14 protein-coding genes are annotated in these 17,401 nt (G+C 69.8%); 4 read left to right on the forward strand and 10 right to left on the reverse strand.

Annotated elements, in window-relative coordinates:
- Positions 1–26 precede the first annotated feature (26 nt).
- From ACLBKU_RS01865 to ACLBKU_RS01880, 4 genes are all read right to left on the reverse strand, one after another.
- Positions 27–932 (reverse strand): alpha/beta hydrolase, encoded by a 906-nt coding sequence (locus ACLBKU_RS01865; RefSeq protein WP_410177831.1) that lies wholly within the window; start codon positions 930–932, stop codon positions 27–29.
- Positions 933–988: 56 nt separating this feature from the next.
- Positions 989–1,849: an ROK family protein gene (locus ACLBKU_RS01870; RefSeq protein WP_410177832.1), complete on the reverse strand. Its 861-nt coding sequence runs from the start codon at positions 1,847–1,849 to the stop codon at positions 989–991.
- Positions 1,846–2,913: a glycoside hydrolase family 68 protein gene (locus ACLBKU_RS01875; protein WP_410177833.1), complete on the reverse strand. Its 1,068-nt coding sequence runs from the start codon at positions 2,911–2,913 to the stop codon at positions 1,846–1,848. Before ACLBKU_RS01875 ends, ACLBKU_RS01870 begins: the two co-directional genes overlap by 4 nt.
- Before the next feature lie 87 nt (positions 2,914–3,000).
- The gene (locus ACLBKU_RS01880; RefSeq protein ID WP_410177834.1) at positions 3,001–5,472 is read right to left on the reverse strand and encodes a TonB-dependent siderophore receptor; all 2,472 of its coding nucleotides are present in this window, start codon (positions 5,470–5,472) and stop codon (positions 3,001–3,003) included.
- A gap of 175 nt (positions 5,473–5,647) precedes the next feature.
- On the opposite strand from ACLBKU_RS01880, the gene ACLBKU_RS01885 reads away from it, so the two are divergent.
- A complete protein-coding gene (locus tag ACLBKU_RS01885; RefSeq protein WP_410177835.1) occupies positions 5,648–6,976 on the forward strand; it encodes an MFS transporter in 1,329 nt (442 codons plus the stop codon).
- Positions 6,977–6,990: 14 nt separating this feature from the next.
- The gene (locus tag ACLBKU_RS01890) at positions 6,991–8,034 is read left to right on the forward strand and encodes a LacI family DNA-binding transcriptional regulator (RefSeq protein ID WP_410177836.1); all 1,044 of its coding nucleotides are present in this window, start codon (positions 6,991–6,993) and stop codon (positions 8,032–8,034) included.
- On the opposite strand, the gene ACLBKU_RS01895 is transcribed toward ACLBKU_RS01890, so the two are convergent.
- Complete coding sequence (locus ACLBKU_RS01895; RefSeq protein ID WP_410177837.1) at positions 8,031–8,795, reverse strand: enoyl-CoA hydratase/isomerase family protein; 765 nt, start codon at positions 8,793–8,795, stop codon at positions 8,031–8,033. The two genes, ACLBKU_RS01890 and ACLBKU_RS01895, sit on opposite strands and share 4 nt — an antisense overlap.
- Before the next feature lie 175 nt (positions 8,796–8,970).
- Between ACLBKU_RS01895 and ACLBKU_RS01900 the strand changes: the two genes are divergently transcribed.
- Entirely contained in the window at positions 8,971–11,088 is a 2,118-nt protein-coding gene (locus ACLBKU_RS01900) for a TonB-dependent receptor (protein ID WP_410177838.1), read from the forward strand.
- Positions 11,088–12,182, forward strand: a complete 1,095-nt coding sequence (locus tag ACLBKU_RS01905; protein ID WP_410177839.1) for a PepSY-associated TM helix domain-containing protein — start codon at positions 11,088–11,090, stop codon at positions 12,180–12,182. The genes ACLBKU_RS01900 and ACLBKU_RS01905 overlap by 1 nt, the downstream gene beginning before the upstream one ends.
- Here ACLBKU_RS01905 and ACLBKU_RS01910 read toward each other — a convergent pair whose 3' ends face one another.
- The 5 genes from ACLBKU_RS01910 to ACLBKU_RS01930 form a co-directional block, all read right to left on the reverse strand.
- Entirely contained in the window at positions 12,183–12,836 is a 654-nt protein-coding gene (locus ACLBKU_RS01910; protein WP_410177840.1) for an NrsF family protein, read from the reverse strand.
- The gene (locus tag ACLBKU_RS01915) at positions 12,833–13,357 is read right to left on the reverse strand and encodes a sigma-70 family RNA polymerase sigma factor (protein ID WP_410177841.1); all 525 of its coding nucleotides are present in this window, start codon (positions 13,355–13,357) and stop codon (positions 12,833–12,835) included. Before ACLBKU_RS01915 ends, ACLBKU_RS01910 begins: the two co-directional genes overlap by 4 nt.
- Positions 13,358–13,471: 114 nt before the next feature.
- On the reverse strand, positions 13,472–14,602 hold the full coding sequence (locus tag ACLBKU_RS01920; protein WP_410177842.1) for an acyl-CoA dehydrogenase family protein: 1,131 nt from the start codon (positions 14,600–14,602) through the stop codon (positions 13,472–13,474).
- 24 nt (positions 14,603–14,626) lie between these two features.
- A complete protein-coding gene (locus ACLBKU_RS01925; RefSeq protein ID WP_410177843.1) occupies positions 14,627–15,820 on the reverse strand; it encodes an acyl-CoA dehydrogenase family protein in 1,194 nt (397 codons plus the stop codon).
- Positions 15,821–16,187: 367 nt separating this feature from the next.
- Positions 16,188–17,276 carry an LLM class flavin-dependent oxidoreductase gene (locus ACLBKU_RS01930; protein WP_410177844.1) on the reverse strand — a complete coding sequence of 363 codons (1,089 nt, stop codon included), beginning with the start codon at positions 17,274–17,276 and terminating at the stop codon, positions 16,188–16,190.
- Positions 17,277–17,401: the final 125 nt, after the last annotated feature.

Raw genomic sequence — 17,401 nt, forward strand, 5'->3', positions numbered from 1 at the left:
TCAGGACGGGGAGGGACTTGAGGTCCTCACTTCCTCAGCAGCCACCCGAAAATCTCGGGCAACCTTGCCGCCCAGGCGTTCTCCTCGTGCTCGGCGCCCTCGTAGACCCGGCTCTCCCAGTCGCGGCCCTTCCGCCAGCCCGCCGCGGCGAAGCGCGCATCGACGACCTCTTGGTAGGGCGCGTAGAACTGGTCGAGCGTCGCGGTGCCGTGGTCCATCCACACCCGCCGCCCGTCCGGCTTGCCGAGACGCGCGGCGAACCAGCCGTCCCACAGCTGCTTGACCCCGCTGTCCTCCCCCGCGACGGCGCGTGGATCGACCGCCGGCCAGTGCGAGGAGACGCAGCCCGCGCGGCCGAACACCTGCGGCTTCTCGAGGAAGGCGTAGCAGCTCATCAGCCCGCCCATGCTCGAGCCGACGATCGCGGTGTCGTCGCGCCCGGTGCGGGTGCGATAGCGGGCGTCGACCCACGCCTTGAGCGGCCCGGCGATCCAGTCGAGGTAGCGGTCCGAGACGATCGCCCCGCTGGCGAAGGCATCCATCTGCGCCTTGAGCGCCGGCGGGGCCGCGTCGTAGGCGCTCTTCGGCAGGTATTGCCGGTAGCGGTCCGGCCCCGGCGCCCAGATGCCGACGATGATGTGGGGCTCGACCTTGCCGGTTGTCATCGCCGCCAGCATCGCTGTGTCGGCGGCCCAGATCTTGTTGAAGTTGCTGTTCTTCACGTCGAACAGGTTGTGCCCGTCGTGCATGTAGAGCACCGGGTAGCGCTTGCGGCCCTTGTCGTAGCCGGGGGGCAGCCAGAGGGTGATGCGCTGCTCTGGAAGGCCCGCGGCGGCGACGTGCTCGAACTCGACGAGGCGGCCCCGATCCTGCGCCGCCAGAGGGGCGGCGAGCCCCGCCAACGCCAGCAGCGCGAGCACTATGCGGATCATCGGCGGGCCCTCCCTCGTTCGTCCCCCGCCACCTATCGCGGGGAACACGCGCAGGCTCAAGCCCCCGCGGTGCCTTGCGCGAGCAGGAGGGCGCCGACGATCCCCGAGTCCCCGCCGAGGCGCGGGCGGATCACCGCGTGGCGCGCGCCGCCGGGGAGATAGCCCGCGTCGAGCTCGCGGGCGCGCGCGGCGACGCGGCGGGCGAGGCCGGGGGTCTGCGCGACCCCGCCGCCGATCACCACCTCGCCGACCGCCGTGGTCGCGAAGAGCAGGTGGCAGGCCTGTGCCACGTAGTCGGCGATGATCGCATGGCCGGGGTGGTCCTCGGGCAGGTCCGAGAGCGAGGCGCCCCAGCGTGCGAGGATAGCGGGGCCGGCGGCGAGGCCCTCGAGGCAGTCGCCGTGGTGCGGGCATACTCCTGCAAAATCAACGTCCTGCGGGTGACGGCGGGGGTAGATGTGGCCGACTTCAGGGTGGGCGATGCCGTGGACCGGGCGCCCTTCGAGCACCAGCCCGCCGCCGATCCCGGTGCCGATCGTGAGGTAGGCGAGGCTCCCCGCCCCGCCCCCCGCGGCACGGTGCTCGGCGAGCGCGGCGGCGTTGACGTCGGTGTCGAAGCCGACCGGCACCCCGAGCGCCGCGGCCATGTATCCGGCCACGTCGCAGTCGGCCCAGCCCGGCTTGGGGGTGGTGGTGATGAAGCCCCAGCGTTCGCTGCGGGGGTCGAGTTCGACGGGTCCGAAGCAGCCGATCCCCAGCGCGCCGATGCCGCGCCCCGCGAACCACGCGGCCGCCTCGGCGAGGGTCGTCGCAGGGTCGTGCGTGGGAATGACGTGGCGCGCAAGGACGGAATCCGGCGAGGTTCCTACGGCGAGCACGAACTTCGTCCCCCCCGCCTCGATCCCCCCGAGCATCATCCGGCGAGACCCGCTCGCTCGCCGTCGAGCGCCAGCCTCAGCAGCGGCGCGGGGACGCCGCCGAAGCTGCCGTCGGGGAGAACGTCGACGAAGCTCGACACCCTCAGGTCCGCGTCGACATACCAGCTGTAGGTCTGCTGCGGCGCGTCGGCGGGGTTGGCGAGCACCAGCCCGGTGCCGTTGAGGGGCCGCCAGGGGCCCGCCATGCTGTCCGCCACCATCCCGTAGAGCCCTCCCGGTGCATGGCGCAGACCGGGCGCGAAGGTCGCCGTCTGCGTCGACCAGAAGGCGTAGTAATGTTTCACGTGAAACACCAGATGGGCACGCTCCAGCTCGTTGTTGACGCCCTCTGCATGGAGGCAAGGGGGGGTCAGGACCCACCCAATGCCGGGCTGGCGGCGGGCTAACCCGAAGGCGCCGTTGAAGGCGCTCGCCGATCCGGCCAGCGAGGCGGTGAAGGCGATCCACTCGGCTCCGTCGGCGGGGTCGCGGAAATAGGAGGGGTCGCGAAAGGCCTTGATTGCGCCGGGTTCGCCCTCGTGCGCGTCGGCGGGCATGTAGTGCGCGCCGTAGCCCGCGACGAGCGGGGCGGGCTGCGACCAGCCTTCCGGCCAGCCGTCGGCGCCGATCCGCGCTTCGGCGAACCACAGCTCCTGCCGGTAGCCGCCGGGCCGCGCGGCGTCGCCGGCGGCGGTGAAGAACAGGGTCACGACGCCCCCGTCATACAGCGCCGATCCGGCCCACTCGCGCTCATAGGGAACCGCGAAGTCGGGCAGCACCGGCCCGCGGTCGTGCCACGCGCCGTCCCGCGCCTCGAGCCAGTGGATCTTCGCCTCGAAATGCCGCAGCGCCGGATCGCCGCGGTCGGGCGCGGTCAGCGCCATCCACAGCTCGCGGCCCGCGATCACCGCCTGCCGCCCGGCCGCGTCCTGCACCGGCCACATGTCCCAGTACAATCTCCCCGCCGCGAGGCCCCCTCGCTCACCCTCGCGCAGCGGCGGGATCGTTCCGCCCGCGCCCGGCGCAATCGTGCGCAGGTGTTCGGCTGTCCAGGCGCTGGTCATTTGCGCAGATGATCCCGTTGCGAAGGCAGTAAAGGGATGGGGCCGACCGCCAGGGGAGCGGCAGCCGGCCCCAAGGATGTCGCGGCCTCAGAAGTCGAAGCGCACCGAGGCCAGCACCGTCCGCCCCGCGATCGAGCGCGCGCGCACGAAGCCGTTGGCGGGGATCGAACCCTCTTCCGCCTCGGTGTAGCCGACCACGTTGAAGAGGTTGGTGGCGTTGAGGCCGAGCTCGACCCGCTCGATCGGGCGGAAGGCGAGGAAGGCGTTGACCTGCGTGTAGGCGGGCAGCTTCAGCTGGTTCGAATCCTGCGTGTAGCTGTCGGTGGTGCCGACCACGTTGGCGCCCACGGTGAAGGGCCCCTGCTCGTATTGCGCGGTGGCTTGATAGACGAGGTCCGCCTGCCGCCGCGGGGTGTTGCCGATGGTGGTCGCGTCGAGCGCGTCCTTGATCTCGGCATCGGTCCAGGTCGCGCCCGCCGTCAGCGAGAACGGGCCGGTGCGATACGAGCCCTCAAGCTCGACCCCGTAGGCTTCGTAGGTGCTGTCGAACAGCTCGATGGGCGCAAGCTCGACGTTGGTCTCCTTGGTCTTGGCGTAGAAGCCCGTCGCGTAGACCGCGAGCCCGCCCGACTGGTACTTGAGCCCGGTCTCGAGCTGGTCGACCCGCGCGATCACGCCCGCGTCACCCCCCGGAAGGCTGCCGTCGGTGGTGCTGACCGCCGGCGAGAACAGCGAACGGTCGGCGGTGTGGCGGCCGCCCTGCGAATAGCGCGCGAAGATGCCGAGATCGTCGGTGAGGAGGTAGTTCGCCCCCAGCGAGAAGCTGAAGTAGTCGAAATTGTAGTTCACCGGACGCGCGCTGCCGGGGATCACCGCGGTCTGGGCTTCTGCCGGGCTGATCGTGCCGTTGCGGTCGAAGTCGAAGCTGCCGATGCCGTTGCCGAAGCCCGTGTCCGAACCCGCGATGGTGCCGCTCGCATCGCCGAAGTCGTAGCGCACCGAGGCGTCGAGCGTCAGGCGATCAAGGTTCACCGAGAGCGAGGCGAAGGGCGCGTAGGTCGAATAGTCGACATCGTAGGAGCGGCGGCAGCAATTGCCGAAGAAGCTCGCGCTGTAGGCGGTCTGGCCGTTCTGGGTCAGGCGGGTGCCGCCGGAATTGCGGATGTCGACCAGCACCGACCGGCCATTGCCCTCGACGGTCTGGACGTGGCTCGTCCACAGCCAGTCGGTGTCGATGGTCTGGCGCGAGAGGTAGAAGCCGGTGGTGAAGTTGGCCGTGCCGCCGCCGAGCGCGAACTCCTTGTTCACGCGGAAGTCGTTGGTGGTGTTGTCGAGGCTGTTGAGCCGGACGTTGAACACCACGACATTGGCGAGAAGGCCATTGCCGCCGATGGTCGCGGGGTTGGCGACCTGTCCGGCATTCGGGCCGGTGGCGAAGACGATGCTCGATCCCGCGCCGCCGATGCCGTTGGCGATCGACTGCGCCGAGCCGACACCCGCCGGGAAGGGCGACTGGAAGCTCCCCGAATTGTCGGCGAAGCGGAAGCGGTTGGTGAGCGTCCAGCCGTCGGCGACCTCGACCTCGCTCTCGAGGCCGAAGGCGAGGCTCTTGACGGAAAGGCCGTCGCGGAAGTCGTAGCTCGCCGGGTTGTTGTTGCCGTCCAATGACTGCGCAGGCGTGAGGAAGGGGCTGTAGAGCGAGTCGCGGCGCGGGTCGAAGCCGGCAATCGCCTGGTAGTTGGGGTTGCCGTTGGTGCCCGTCACCCGCACCGGCTGGGGCAGGATGGTCGGGGTCTTGTCGTCGAGATACTTGGCATAGAGGCGGATGTAGCCCTTGTCGAAGCTCTTGGTGATGTTGGCCTTGATCTGGCCACCGTCATAGCCGTTGTAGCCGATGTCGCGCGGACCCTCGCCGGTGCGGTAGAAGCCGCCGACGTGGAACGAGAGGTCTTCGCCCAGCGGCGCGCCGTAGTCGAAATCGAGGCGGTAGCTCTCGAAGTCGAGGCCGACGCTGCCCTGGATCGCGCCGCCTTCCTGCTCGCCGGTCTTGGAGATGAAGTTGATGACCGCGCCCGGCGCGTTCGAGGCGAAGGTCGAGGCCGAGCCGCCGCGCACCGCTTCGACGCGGGCGACGTTGCGGTCGGCGCGCAGGAAGTTGTCGGCATTGCCAAAGATGATGTCGCCGAACTCGAGGATGGGGAGCCCGTCCTCCTGGAGCTGGATGTAGCGCGCGCCGCCGGTCGAGACCGGGATGCCGCGCACCGCGATGTTGGCGTTGCCCTCGCCGCCCGAGGCTTCCGAGCGGATGCCGGGGATCTGGCGAATGAGGTCGGCCGAGGAGGGGGCGTTGAGGTTCGCGATCGCCTCGGCGCCGATGGTGCTGACCGAGACCGAGCTTTCGATGCGGTTCTGGCCGCGGGCGACAGCGGTGACGATGATTTCCTCGCCCTGCGCCTCGGCGGCGGGGGCGTCGGCGGAATCCTGCGCAAAGGCGGGGGTGGCGGCGGCGAGCATCCCCGACAGGGCTGCACCGGCATAAAGCGCGTGACGCATTTTCATGGCTCTCTCCATTTCATTCTCGCGCTTCTGGGGGCGCTGACGAGCATGGCCTACTCATCTTGCAAACGATTGCAACCGGATTCTTGCAATCGTTTGCATCATCCCGCGAAACATGTCACCTGTAAGCCACAGCGCCGGTTATACAGGCGCGTAGACGAGGATGGAGAGGCCCTGCATGTCGGAAAAGCCGCGGCTGTCGCTGGCGCGAATCATCGAGATGAACATCGGCTTCTTCGGCCTGCAATTCTCCTTCGGGTTGCAGCAGGCCAACATGGGGCCGATCTACGGCTTCCTCGGCGCGGACGAGGCGACCATGCCGCTGCTGTGGCTGGCGGGGCCGATGACGGGCCTCATCATCCAGCCGATCGTCGGTGCGATGAGCGACCGGACCAACACCCGGCTCGGGCGGCGCACGCCCTATTTCCTCGTCGGCGCGGTGATCTGCACTCTCGCGCTCTTCGCCATGCCGCATTCCTCGGCGCTGTGGATGGCCGCCTCGCTGCTGTGGATCCTCGATGCGGGCAACAACATCACGATGGAGCCCTACCGCGCCTATGTCGCCGACCGGCTCGCGCCCGGGCAGCGCTCGGTGGGGTTCCTGACGCAGAGCGCCTTCACGGGGCTCGCCCAGACGCTCTCCTACCTCGCGCCCAGCCTGCTCACCGCCTTCGTCGCGCGCGACGTTCTGGACGCGAACGGCATCCCGGTGATCGTGCGGATCGCCTTCGTGATCGGGGCGATCCTGTCGCTCTCGACGATCCTGTGGTCGGTGCTGCGCGTGCCCGAACTGCCGCTCGACGCCGCGGAGCATGCCGAGCTGGCGGAGAAGCCGCTGACCGCCCGCGCCACCCTTGCCGAGATCCGCGACGCGCTGGCCGAGATGCCGCGCCCGATGCGCCAGCTCGCGGGCGCGATGCTGTGCCAGTGGTATGCGATGTTCGCCTATTGGCAGTACATCACCTTCGCGGTCGGGCGCTCGGTCTACGGCACCGCCGATCACGCCAGCGCCGCCTTCCGCGCGGCGACGCTCACCGCCCAGCAGGCGGGCGCGTTCTACAACTTCATCGCCTTCCTCGGCGCGCTGGCGCTCATCCCGGTGGTGCGCGGCTTCGGGGCGCGGCGCACCCACGCGGTGTGCCTCGCCGCCTCGGGGATCGCGATGCTGCTGATCCCGAGCGCCGCGACCCCGGCGGGGCTGTTCGTGCTGATGATCGGCATCGGACTCGGTTGGGCGGGGATGATGGGCAACACCTACGTGATGCTCGCCGACTGCATCCCCCCGGCGCGCAACGGCATCTACATGGGGATCTTCAACCTGTTCATCGTCATCCCCATGCTGATCCAGACCCTCACCATGCCGCTGATCTACGGCCCGCTGCTCGGCAGCGATCCGCGCAACGTCCTGCTGCTCGGTGGCGGCTTGATGCTGGCGGGCGCGCTCGCTACGCTGCGGGTCGACGCCGGTCATGCAAGGCCCCGGGACAAGGGGCTGGTGCCCGGCTAGGGAGGGGCAAGGACATGGCCGACGGCGACGACACCCCGGGGAACCGCGATACCCGCGTGATGGTGCGCACCATCACCGATCTCGCGCGGCTCGCCGGGGTCTCGGCCGGCACGGTCAGCCGCGCGCTCTCGGGCAACAGCCTCGTCAACCCCCGCACCCGCGAGAAGATCGTCGGCCTCGCGCGCGAGCACGGCTTCCGCCCCAACCAGATGGCGAGCGGCCTCCGCCGCCAGAAGACCGGGGTGATCGGCGTCGTCATCCCCTTGGGCCACGACACCCGCCAGCAGATCTCCGACAGCTTCTTCATGACCCTTCTCGGCCACCTCGCCGACGAGCTGACGCGCGAGGGCTACGACCTCATGCTGCGCCGGGTCGTGCCCGAGCAGGACGCCGACTGGCTCGACCGCTTCATCGGCTCGGGGATGATCGACGGGGTGATCGTGATCGGCCAGTCCGACCAGTTCGAGCGGATCGAGGAGGTCGCCGAGGGCTACCGCCCGCTGGTGGTGTGGGGCAACCGCCAGGAGGGCCAGCGCCACTGCGTCGTCGGCACCGACAACCGCCTCGGCGGGCGGCTCGCGGCCGAGCGTCTCGTGGCGGCGGGGGCGCGGCAGATCGCCTTCCTCGGCGACACCGGACCGATCGAGTTCGCCGCGCGCTTCGCGGGCGCGCAGGACGTCGCCACGCGGATGGGCCTGCCGCCGGTGCTCGCATTGCGCACCCACCTCTCGCCCGACCGCGCGAGCGAGGAGATCGCCCGCCACCTCGCCGCCCAAGGCCCCGCGTTGGACGGGATCTTCGCCGCGACCGACACCCTCGCGGCGCTGTGCCTCACCGAGCTGCGCGCGCTGGGGATGGCGGTGCCGGACGACGTTACGCTGCTAGGCTTCGACGACCTCCCGATCGCGCGCCAGACCGTGCCGCCGCTCACCACGGTGCGCCAGGATATCGCTGCGGGCGCGCGCGGGCTCGTCGACCTGCTGCTGCGGCGGCTGGGCGGCGAGGCGACCGAGAGCCTCGTCCTGCCCCCCGAACTGGTGGTCCGCGAGACCGCCTAGGCGCTTATCGCCTTGACCAGCGCCGCGGCCGAGGCACCCTCGAGCGACAGCCCGTAGCCGACCTCGCGCACCAGCCGTTCCTTCAGGGGCTGGATGAAATGGATGCGCGTGTTGCGCCGCGTCACCGCGGGCTTGACGAGGTAGAGCGCGGCAATCTCCCGCGCCCGGGCGAGCGCCGTGCCGTCGGGCACCACCTCGGCGACCACGCCCCAGTCGCGCGTGGTCGCCGCCGGGATCGGCTGCGGGTCGAGCAGCCAGGCCTCGGCGCGGCCCGGGCCGGCGCGGTAGGCCCAGGTGGTGAAGATGCCGTCCCCCGCCACGATCCCGCCCGCGAAGTGGGGCAGATCGTGGAAGGTGGCACTCTCCCCCGCCACGATCACGTTCGCCATCAGCGCATATTCCGAATGGACGTGCGCCGCCCCCTCGACCGCCGCGATCACCGGCACGCGGATGTTGGCGAGGTTCTCGAGGATCTGCACCCCCTCGTCGTGGACGCGGGCCCAGACGTCGGGGTCGGCGACATTGCCGAAGCTCGGGAAGTCGATGCCGGGAATGAACTGCCCGCCCGCACCGGTCAGGATGACGACGGCATTCTCGCGGTCCTGAGCGATGCGGTAGAAGGCCTCGGTGTAGTCCGTGTGGTCGCGCGCGGTGAAGGTCAACGGGCCGCCCGCGGTGTGGAAGGTGGCGACGAGAACGCCAGCCGCGTCGCGTTCGAGCGCGAGGCCGGGGAAGACGTCGAAGTAGGCGGGACGGGTCATACGGCGGCTCCCTTTCGGTGCGAACTGGCGGGGCGAATGGCGGCGACGCTATCGCGGCGGGCGCGGCGATCTTTCGGATTCTCCATTATCTCGCGGGACTTGCAGAAAGCCGCTTGCGTTGTTGCGAATCATTCGTAGGAGAGTTGCGCGAATGATTATCAGGAACAGTTCATCCATGCGTGTCAGCCTCCTCCTCTCCGCCGCCCTCCTCCCCCTCGCCAGCACCGCACAGGCCGCCGAGGAGGACACCGCTGGCACCAGGCCGGAGAACGAGGCCCCGATCGTCGTCACCGCCGCGCGCACTGCGCTGCCCGTCACCGCCCTCCCCCTCACCGCCGAGGTGATCGACCGCGCCACGCTCGACCGCCAGGTGCAGATCTCGGGCTCGGTGGTCGACGCGATCGCCGCGCTCACCCCCTCCTTCTCCCCGGCGCGCCAGAAACTCAGCGGCCAGGGCGAGACCCTGCGCGGCCGCTCGCCGCTCTTCGCCATCGACGGCATCCCCCAGACCGCGCCCTTGCGCGACGGGTCGCGTGACGGCTTCACCATCGACCCGTTCTTCGTCGACCGGGTCGAGCTGATCCTCGGCTCGAACGCGCTTCAGGGCATCGGCGGCACCGGCGGCGTCATCAACCAGGTCACCGTCTCCGCCCCGGTCGAGGACGGGTGGAGCGTGCGCACCATCCTCCAGGGGACCGCCGAGAGCGGCTTCAGGTCCGACGGCTTCGGCGGCAAGGCCGGGGCGCTGGTCGCCAACCGCTCCGGCGCCTTCGACGTGGTCGCGGGCGCCGCCTACGAGCGCCGCGGCGTGTTCCGCGACGGCGAGCAGCGCCGGATCGCCCCCGACGGCACGCAGGGCGACCTTCAGGATTCGGACAGCCTCTCCTTCTTCGCCAAGGCCGGGGTGGAGCTCGGCGGCGGCGTCAGGCTCGAGGCGATGGGCCAGCGCTTCCACTTGCAGGGCGAGGGCGACCTCGTCGCGGTCGCCGGGAGCCGGGCGCTCGGCCGGCCCGCCACCGCGGTCAAGGGTGTCGTCCCCGGCGAGGCGCCCGAGAACCTCGCCGAGAGCCTGTCGCTGACCCTCACCGCCGAGGACCTTGCGGGCGGCGCGCTCAGGGTGCGGGGCTTCTGGAACCGCACCGCCGACATCTACGGCGGCGGCACCTTCGCCGACTTTCAGGACCCGGCGATCGCCCCCGTCGGCACGCTCTTCGACCAGTCGCAGAACATCAGCCGCAAGTGGGGCGTGAACGCGAGCTGGGAGCGCGGCTTCGGCCCGCTCAACCTCGTGCTCGGCGCGGACCTCCTCAACGACCACACCGTCCAGAAACTCGCCGCGACCGACCGCGCCTGGGTGCCGCCGACCGACTACCGCTCGATCGCGCCCTTCGCGCAAGGCAACCTCGCGCTGTGGGACGGCAAGGTCCGGCTCGCAGGGGGAGTGCGCTGGGAGAATGTCGAGATCACCATCCCCGATTACCGGACGCTGTGGTTCTACGGGCCGCAGCAGGTGGGCGGCGGCTCGCCGAGCTTCGAGCGACTGCTCCCCAACGGCGGGATCGTCGTCGAGCCGTCCCCCGGCATCCGCGCCTATGCCAGCTATTCGCAGGGCTACACCGTTCCCGACGTCGGCCGCATCACCCGCGCGATCCGCACCCCGGGCGTCGACCTCGACCGCTTCCTCGACATCGCCCCCGTCGTCGCGGACAACCGCGAGATCGGGGTCGAGGTGAACCGCGGACCGGTCAACGCGAGCGCGACCTACTACTGGTCGGACAGCGACCGGGGCCAGCTCCTCGTGCTGGTCGGCGACGTCTTCGAGGTGCAGCGCCAGCGGATCGAGATCGAGGGGATCGAGCTCAACCTCTCCACCGCCACCCCGATTCCGGGCCTGCGCCTCGGCATCGGCTATGCGCACCTCGACGGGCGGGTCGACACCAACGGCGACGGGCGCGTGAACGCCGACCTCGACGGCGCGAATATCGGACCCGACCGGCTCAACCTTTCGGCCGACTACACCAACGGGCCGGTGAACCTGCGGGTGCAATCGCGCACCCACTATTCGAAGAGGTTCGACGGCGGCGATCCGCGCAACGACTTCGGCGGCTACACCCTGCTCGACGGGGCGGTCTCGCTCTCGACCGACGTGGGCACCTTCACGCTCGCCGGGCAGAACCTCCTCGACAAGCAGTATATCGACTACAATTCGGACACCCAGCGGCCCACCGACTCCCTGCGGTTCTTCGCCGGGCGCGGGCGCTCGGTGACGCTCGGCTGGCTCGGCCGCTTCTGATGCGCCGCGCGCTCAGCCTCGTCCACCGCTGGCTGGGGGGCCTCGTCGGCCTCGGACTGGCGGTGCTCGGGCTGACGGGGGCGGCGCTGCTGTGGAAGCCTTGGTGGGTGGGCGTTCCACTCGCGCCCCACGCGCCTTCGGACGCCGAGACGCTGGCGATGATCGAGGCGGCGGGCAGGCTCGGGGCGCGCTATGTGACGCTCCCCTCGGCCGAGTTCGGCGCGGGCCAGGCCGGGCTCGCCGCCGAGGGCGCGGGGGCCTATCTCGCGCATGACGGCACCCTGCTCGCCCGCTGGGGGAGCATTTGGGACCGGCCCGAGACCTTCCTCTTCGATCTCCACCACCACCTGCTGATGGGCAAGACGGGCGAATTGCTGAGCGGCTGGCTGGGCATCGCCGCGGTGCTGTTCTGCGTCACCGGCCTCGTCCTGTGGTGGCCGACGCGGCGCACCTTCCGCCTGCGCGCGCTGCCGCCGCGGATGACCCGCCCCGCGGTGATCCGCCACCACCGCGACATCGGCGCAGTGCTCGCGCTGCCGATCCTCCTTGCCGGGCTTACCGGCGCGCTGATGGTGCTGAAGCCCCTGGGCAGCGCGGTTGTCGCACCGCTCTCGCCCGCGGGCGAGGTCGCGGCGTGGCAGGCGAAGCCCCCCACGCCTGCCGTCGCGGCCTCGACCCTCGACTGGGCCGCGATCCTCGCCGCCGCCCGTGCCCGCTTTCCCGACGCCGAGCTCAGGATGATCGTCTGGCCCAAGGCGCCGGGCGAGGCGGTGACGATCCGGATGCGGCGCCCGACCGAGTGGCATCCCAACGGGCGCACCACCCTCACCCTCGCGAGCGACGGCACGCTGCTGACGGCGCGCGACGCCACCGCCGCGCCGCTCGCGATCCGGGCGCAGAACGCGCTCTATCCGCTCCACTCGACTCGGATGGCGGGGAGCGCGATGGCGCTGCCGCTGAGGATCGTGATGACCCTCGCCGGGCTCGGCCTCGCGCTGTTGGGAAGCCTTGCGGTGGTGACCTTCTGGCGCAGGACGTTCTCGCAGCCCGACAGGCCCGCCCCGATCCTCCCGCAGCGCCTCGGCGCGGGCTAGCTACCAACGAACCAGCCGCGGGATCACCGCCCGGCCGAGCGCCGCCATCACCACCACCGCGCTGGCGTGCCACATCCCGATGTGGACGATGTCGTTGTCGGGGCAGTGGAGCGAGACCGCGAAGCTCCCGAAGGCCCCCGCGGCGACGCCTGCGACCAGACCGGCGCGCCCGGGAGCCGTCGGTGCGCCGCGGCGCAGCCAGGCGGTGAGCATGGCGAAGACCAGCAGCGAGGCGACCGCGCCGATCACGAGGCACTCCGCCCCGTCACCCGCCACCTCGTGCGCGACGCCCGCGCGGCCGCGCGCGACGGCGACGATCAGCGCGGCGAGCGGCAGCAGCGCCGCCATCCCCGCCGCCCAGCGCCACCCGCCGTGGTCGGTGCCGACCTGCGGGCGGCCCATCACGATCACCGTCACGCTCGCCGCGAGCGCGAGTCCCGCGAAGAGCCCGGTGGCGACGAGGTGCATCGGCTCGGCCGAGCCGAGCACCCAGTCGGGCCGCGCGCCGAGCAGCACGATCACCGCCGCCGCGGACAGCCCCGCAGCCCCCAGCACCCCGGCGAGACCGGAGCGCAGGTGCAGCGGCTTCACCGGCTCGAGGTCGCCCACCAGCTCGGCGATGAGGGCGTCGGAATTGGGGGTCATCCGTGTCATTCTTTCTCGATCATCAGGGCAAGCTTCTTGAGCCCGCGATGGATGTTGACCTTGACGAGGCTCTCGCTCTGCCCGGTCGCGGCCGAGGCCTCGGCGATGCTCAGCCCCTCGATCTTGACCAGCGCGATGGCCCGCTGCTGGCCTTGCGGAAGCAGGCCGAGCAGCCGCTCGAGGCTGATCCGCGCGGCGATGGCGGGCTCCTCGTCGGTGCCGAGCAGCTCTTCGTGGAGCTCGTGCTCGTCGGCGCGGTAGAGGCGCCTGAGGTGATCGACCCAGCGGTAGCGCGCGATCGCCGCGAGCCAGGGGAGGAAGGGCCGGGTGGGGTCCCACGAGGCGCGCTTGGAGTGAAGCGCGATGAGCGTCTCCTGCACCAGGTCCTCGAGGCTCGCAGGCGCGATACGGCGCGAATAGTAGCTGCGCAGCCAGCGGTTGCACGCCTCGAGCAGCGCCGCATAGGCCTGCCTGTCGCCCTGCTGCGACAGCGCCATCAGGCGCGCGAGGGAGGCTTCGTCGGCTCTCATGCGGCCCGGTTCGCGGGCGCCCCGCCCGGGGTTACAGCGGATGCGAAAAGCCCCGCGCTTGGCCTTGGCAAGCGCGGGGCTGTCCTTGTCATCCGGGTCTCGTCAACGCGCCGGTCAGCTCAGGGCGACGTGGCGCTTCAAGTGATGGTCGACATTGCCGAACTCGCTGTCGAAGATCGTCAGGCGCTTGAAATAGTGGCCGATCGCATATTCGTCGGTGACGCCGTTGCCGCCGTGGATCTGCACCGCTTCCTGCCCGATCAGCCGCGCCGCCTGGCCGACGCCGACCTTTGCCGCACTGACCGCCTTCTTGCGCTCGACCTCCTCGCTGCCGAGGCGCAGGGTCGCGAGATAGGTCAGCGACACCGCCTGTTCGTAGGAGGTGTACATGTCGACCATGCGGTGCTGGAGCACCTGGAAGCTCCCGATCGGCACCCCGAACTGCTTGCGCTGACGCGAATATTCCACGGTCATCGCATGGGCCACCTTCATCGCCCCGCAGGCCTCGGCGCACAGCGCGGCGATGGCCTCGTCGGTGACCCGCTCGATCAGCGCCAGCCCCTCGCCCTCGGCGCCGATAAGCGCTTCTGCGGGAACGGAAACATTCTCGAAATAGACCTCGGAGGCGCGCCGCCCGTCGACCGTCACGTAGTCGCGGGTGGTCACCCCGGGCGTGTCCTTGGCGAGGACGAACACCGAGACACCCGAGCGATCCCGCCGCTCGCCGCCGGTGCGGGCGGTGACGACGAGGTGGCTCGCCCAGGGCGCGCCGAAGACGACCGCCTTGTGGCCGTTGATGACGTAGCCCGAGCCGTCCTTCCTCGCGGTGGTCTCGAGATCGGCGTAGTCGTAGCGGCCCTTGGGCTCGGCATAGGCGAAGGCGAAGACCGCCGAGCCGGAGACGATCGCGCCGATGTGCTCCTCCTTCTGCGCCGCGGTTCCGGCGTGCTTGAGGAAGCCCCCGGCGCACACGACGGTTGGAATAAACGGCTCAATCACAAGCCCTTTTCCGAACTCCTCCATGATCACCATGGCATCGACCGCCCCGCCGCCGAAGCCGCCGTCTCCTTCCGAGAAGGGCATCCCGAGAATGCCGAGTTCGGCGAGCTGCGACCAGATTTCCGGCCGCCACCCGGCGCCGCCGGCGATGGTCTTGCGGCGGGTCTCCCAGTCATACTGCTCGCGCACCAGCCGCGAGAGGCCGTCGCGCACCATCTGCTGTTCTTCGGTGAAGTTGAAATCCACGAATTCTCTCCCGTCCCCAGTGGCTTACAGACCGAGGATCATCTTGGTGATGATGTTGCGCTGGATCTCGTTCGAGCCGCCGTAGATCGAGGTCTTGCGCATGTTGAAATAGGTCGCCGCGGCATACTGGGCGTAGTCGGGCCCGACCGGGTGCTCGTTGGAATTGTCGTTGGCGACGCCGCCGTGATAGGGCGCGCTGTAGGTCCCCACCGCCTCCAGCGTCAGCTCGGTGAGGCGCTGCTGGATCTCGGTGCCCTTGATCTTGAGGATCGAGCTTTCCGGCCCCGGCCCCTTGCCGGCCTGCTCGCCCGCGAGCGTGCGCAGCTCGGTGATCTCGAGCGCGGCGAGATCGATTTCGAGCTGGCTCACCTTCTTGGCGAAATCGAAGTCCTCGATCAGCGGCTTGCCGTCGAGGCTTTCATGCGCGGCGATCTCGCGCAGCTTCTCGATCCCGCGCTTGCTCCGCGCCACCCCGGCGATCCCCGAGCGTTCGTGGGCGAGCAGGAACTTGGCGTAGGTCCAGCCCTTGTTCTCGACGCCAACGAGGTTCTCGACCGGCACGCGCACGTCGGTGAGCCAGGTCTCGTTGACCTCGTAGCCGCCGTCGAGGAGCTTGATCGGCTTCACTTCCACGCCGGGCGACTTCATGTCGACGAGGATGAAGCTGATCCCCTCCTGCGCCTTGGCGGTGGGATCGGTGCGGCACAGGAAGAAGCCCCAGTCGGCGTGCTGGGCAAGCGTCGTCCAGGTCTTCTGGCCGTTGATGACGTAGTGGTCGCCGTCGCGCACCGCGGTGGTCTTGAGGTTGGCGAGGTCCGACCCCGCGCCGGGCTCCGAATAGCCCTGGCACCACCACACCTCGCCCGAGACGATGCCGGGGAGGTGCTTCGCCTTCTGTTCGGCATTGCCGAAGGTGTAGATGACGGGGCCGACCATCGAGACGCCGAAGGGCAGCGGCATGACGGTGCTCGCGCGGGCGTTCTCCTCCGACCAGATGTAGCGCTGGGTCGGGGTCCAGCCGGTGCCGCCGTATTCGACCGGCCATGCGGGGACCGACCAGCCCTTTTTCCCGAGGATCTTGTGCCAGGCGAGGAAGTCCTCGCGGCTCATGTCCTCCCTCATGCCGAAATCGGCGAGGTGCTTGGGATAGTTCTCGGCGATGAAGGCGCGGACCTCGTCGCGGAAGGCCTGCTCTTCGGGGGTGAACTCGAGGTTCATGGGGTCTCTCCTCTCTCGATCGGATGTCGATTTGCGATACGTCTTGTCACCGGCGGCGGACGCGGAAAAGAGGAATTTGCGGACGCCTCGCCGAGGGCGGCGTTGCAGTAGGGGAAGGTGTCGCGTGAAACACGTGAAAGGGCGGGGATGAGGCGGGCTAGCGGGGTGTGGAGGGGGTGTGAGAAGGGGCTGGAGGGGGCTTGAGTCGGGCTGCGGGCTGGCCGGCGGCGGCCAACATTTCGGGCTTAGGATTCGACCAAGCCTCCTACATCGTCATCCCAGCGAAAGCTGGGACCTCGAGCCTCACGGCATCGCGCTAGCGGCCCTGGGCCCCAGCTTTCGCTGGGGTGACGGATGAGGCGAGAAATCACATCTCCAGCGGCCCGTGCTGGATGTGGGGCAGCACGTGCCTCGCGAACAGGTCGGCTTCCTGCATATGCGGGTAGCCCGACAGGATGAAGGCCTCGATCCCCTCGGCCTGATAGGCGCGCAGCTTGGCGAGCACCTGATCGGGGGTGCCGACGATCGCCGCCCCGCAGCCCGAGCGGGCGCGGCCGATGCCGGTCCACAGGTTCTCCTCGACGAAGCCGTCGCCGTCCGCCGCGCCGCGCAACTCCTGCTGGCGCTGGACGCCGTAGTTCCTGGCATCAAGGCTCTTCTCGCGGATCGCCCGGCCCGCCTCGTCGTCGAGCTTCGAGAGCAGCCGGTCGGCATAGCGCCTCGCCTCGTCCTCGGTCTCGCGCACGATCACGTGGACGCGGTAGCCGAATTTGAGGCTGCGGCCCTTGGCGGCGGCGCGCGCCTTGAGGTCGGCGATGGTTTCGCGCACCTTGTCCATCGTGTCGGGCCACATCAGGTAGACGTCCGCCGCCTCGGCGGCGCATTCGCGCGCCTCGTGGGAGAGGCCGCCGAAGTAGAAGGGCGGGCACTTGCCGGAAAGCGTCGTGATCCGCGGCGGATCGAGCTTCAGCTTGTAGAACTCGCCGTCGAAATCGAGGTGCTCGCCGTTCAGCAGGGTGCGGACAATCTTCATGATCTCGGTGCCGCGGCGGTAGCGCGGGGAGCTCTCGATCTTTTCGCCCGGCATGTCGGAGGAGATGATGTTGACGTTGAGGCGCCCCCCGGTGCCGGCGGCGTTCGGACCGAGGATGCGGTCCAATGTCGCGATCCGGCGCGCGAGCTGCGGCGGCCAGTCCTCGCCCATGCGCGTCGCCCAGAGGAGCTTGATGCGCTTGACCTGCGTCGCCACCGCCGCGGCGAAGACCGTCGTGTCGAGCCCGAGCTGGTAGCCCGAGGGCAGCAGGATGTTGTCGAACCCGCCTTCTTCCGCGCGGGTGACGATGTTGCGGCAATGCTCCCAGCTCGAGGCGAGGTAGGGGTCGGGCACGCCGAGGAACTCGTAATCGTCGTCGCACAGCGCGGAGAACCACGCGATTTCGCATTGCTGTTCGGTCATTGCTCTATTCCCATCCCTACGTCCGTTCGCCCTGAGCTTGTCGAAGGGCTGCATTTTTCTTCGATCCACCCGCGCTGACCCAAGGAAGGGCAGGGCTTCGACAGGCTCAGCCCGAACGGGGTGGT

Source organism: Erythrobacter sp. NE805, assembly GCF_046452355.1.
Taxonomy (GTDB): Bacteria; Pseudomonadota; Alphaproteobacteria; order Sphingomonadales; family Sphingomonadaceae; genus Erythrobacter.

What these genes read in the sequence shown, in the direction of transcription:
- ACLBKU_RS01865 (WP_410177831.1), bottom strand. Translation starts at nt 932, where the DNA reads ATGATCCGCATAGTGCTCGCGCTGCTGGCGTTGGCGGGGCTCGCCGCC.
- ACLBKU_RS01870 (WP_410177832.1), bottom strand. Translation starts at nt 1,849, where the DNA reads ATGATGCTCGGGGGGATCGAGGCGGGGGGGACGAAGTTCGTGCTCGCC.
- ACLBKU_RS01875 (WP_410177833.1), bottom strand. Translation starts at nt 2,913, where the DNA reads ATGACCAGCGCCTGGACAGCCGAACACCTGCGCACGATTGCGCCGGGC.
- ACLBKU_RS01880 (WP_410177834.1), bottom strand. Translation starts at nt 5,472, where the DNA reads ATGAAAATGCGTCACGCGCTTTATGCCGGTGCAGCCCTGTCGGGGATG.
- ACLBKU_RS01885 (WP_410177835.1), top strand. Translation starts at nt 5,648, where the DNA reads ATGTCGGAAAAGCCGCGGCTGTCGCTGGCGCGAATCATCGAGATGAAC.
- ACLBKU_RS01890 (WP_410177836.1), top strand. Translation starts at nt 6,991, where the DNA reads ATGGCCGACGGCGACGACACCCCGGGGAACCGCGATACCCGCGTGATG.
- ACLBKU_RS01895 (WP_410177837.1), bottom strand. Translation starts at nt 8,795, where the DNA reads ATGACCCGTCCCGCCTACTTCGACGTCTTCCCCGGCCTCGCGCTCGAA.
- ACLBKU_RS01900 (WP_410177838.1), top strand. Translation starts at nt 8,971, where the DNA reads ATGCGTGTCAGCCTCCTCCTCTCCGCCGCCCTCCTCCCCCTCGCCAGC.
- ACLBKU_RS01905 (WP_410177839.1), top strand. Translation starts at nt 11,088, where the DNA reads ATGCGCCGCGCGCTCAGCCTCGTCCACCGCTGGCTGGGGGGCCTCGTC.
- ACLBKU_RS01910 (WP_410177840.1), bottom strand. Translation starts at nt 12,836, where the DNA reads ATGACACGGATGACCCCCAATTCCGACGCCCTCATCGCCGAGCTGGTG.
- ACLBKU_RS01915 (WP_410177841.1), bottom strand. Translation starts at nt 13,357, where the DNA reads ATGAGAGCCGACGAAGCCTCCCTCGCGCGCCTGATGGCGCTGTCGCAG.
- ACLBKU_RS01925 (WP_410177843.1), bottom strand. Translation starts at nt 15,820, where the DNA reads ATGAACCTCGAGTTCACCCCCGAAGAGCAGGCCTTCCGCGACGAGGTC.
- ACLBKU_RS01930 (WP_410177844.1), bottom strand. Translation starts at nt 17,276, where the DNA reads ATGACCGAACAGCAATGCGAAATCGCGTGGTTCTCCGCGCTGTGCGAC.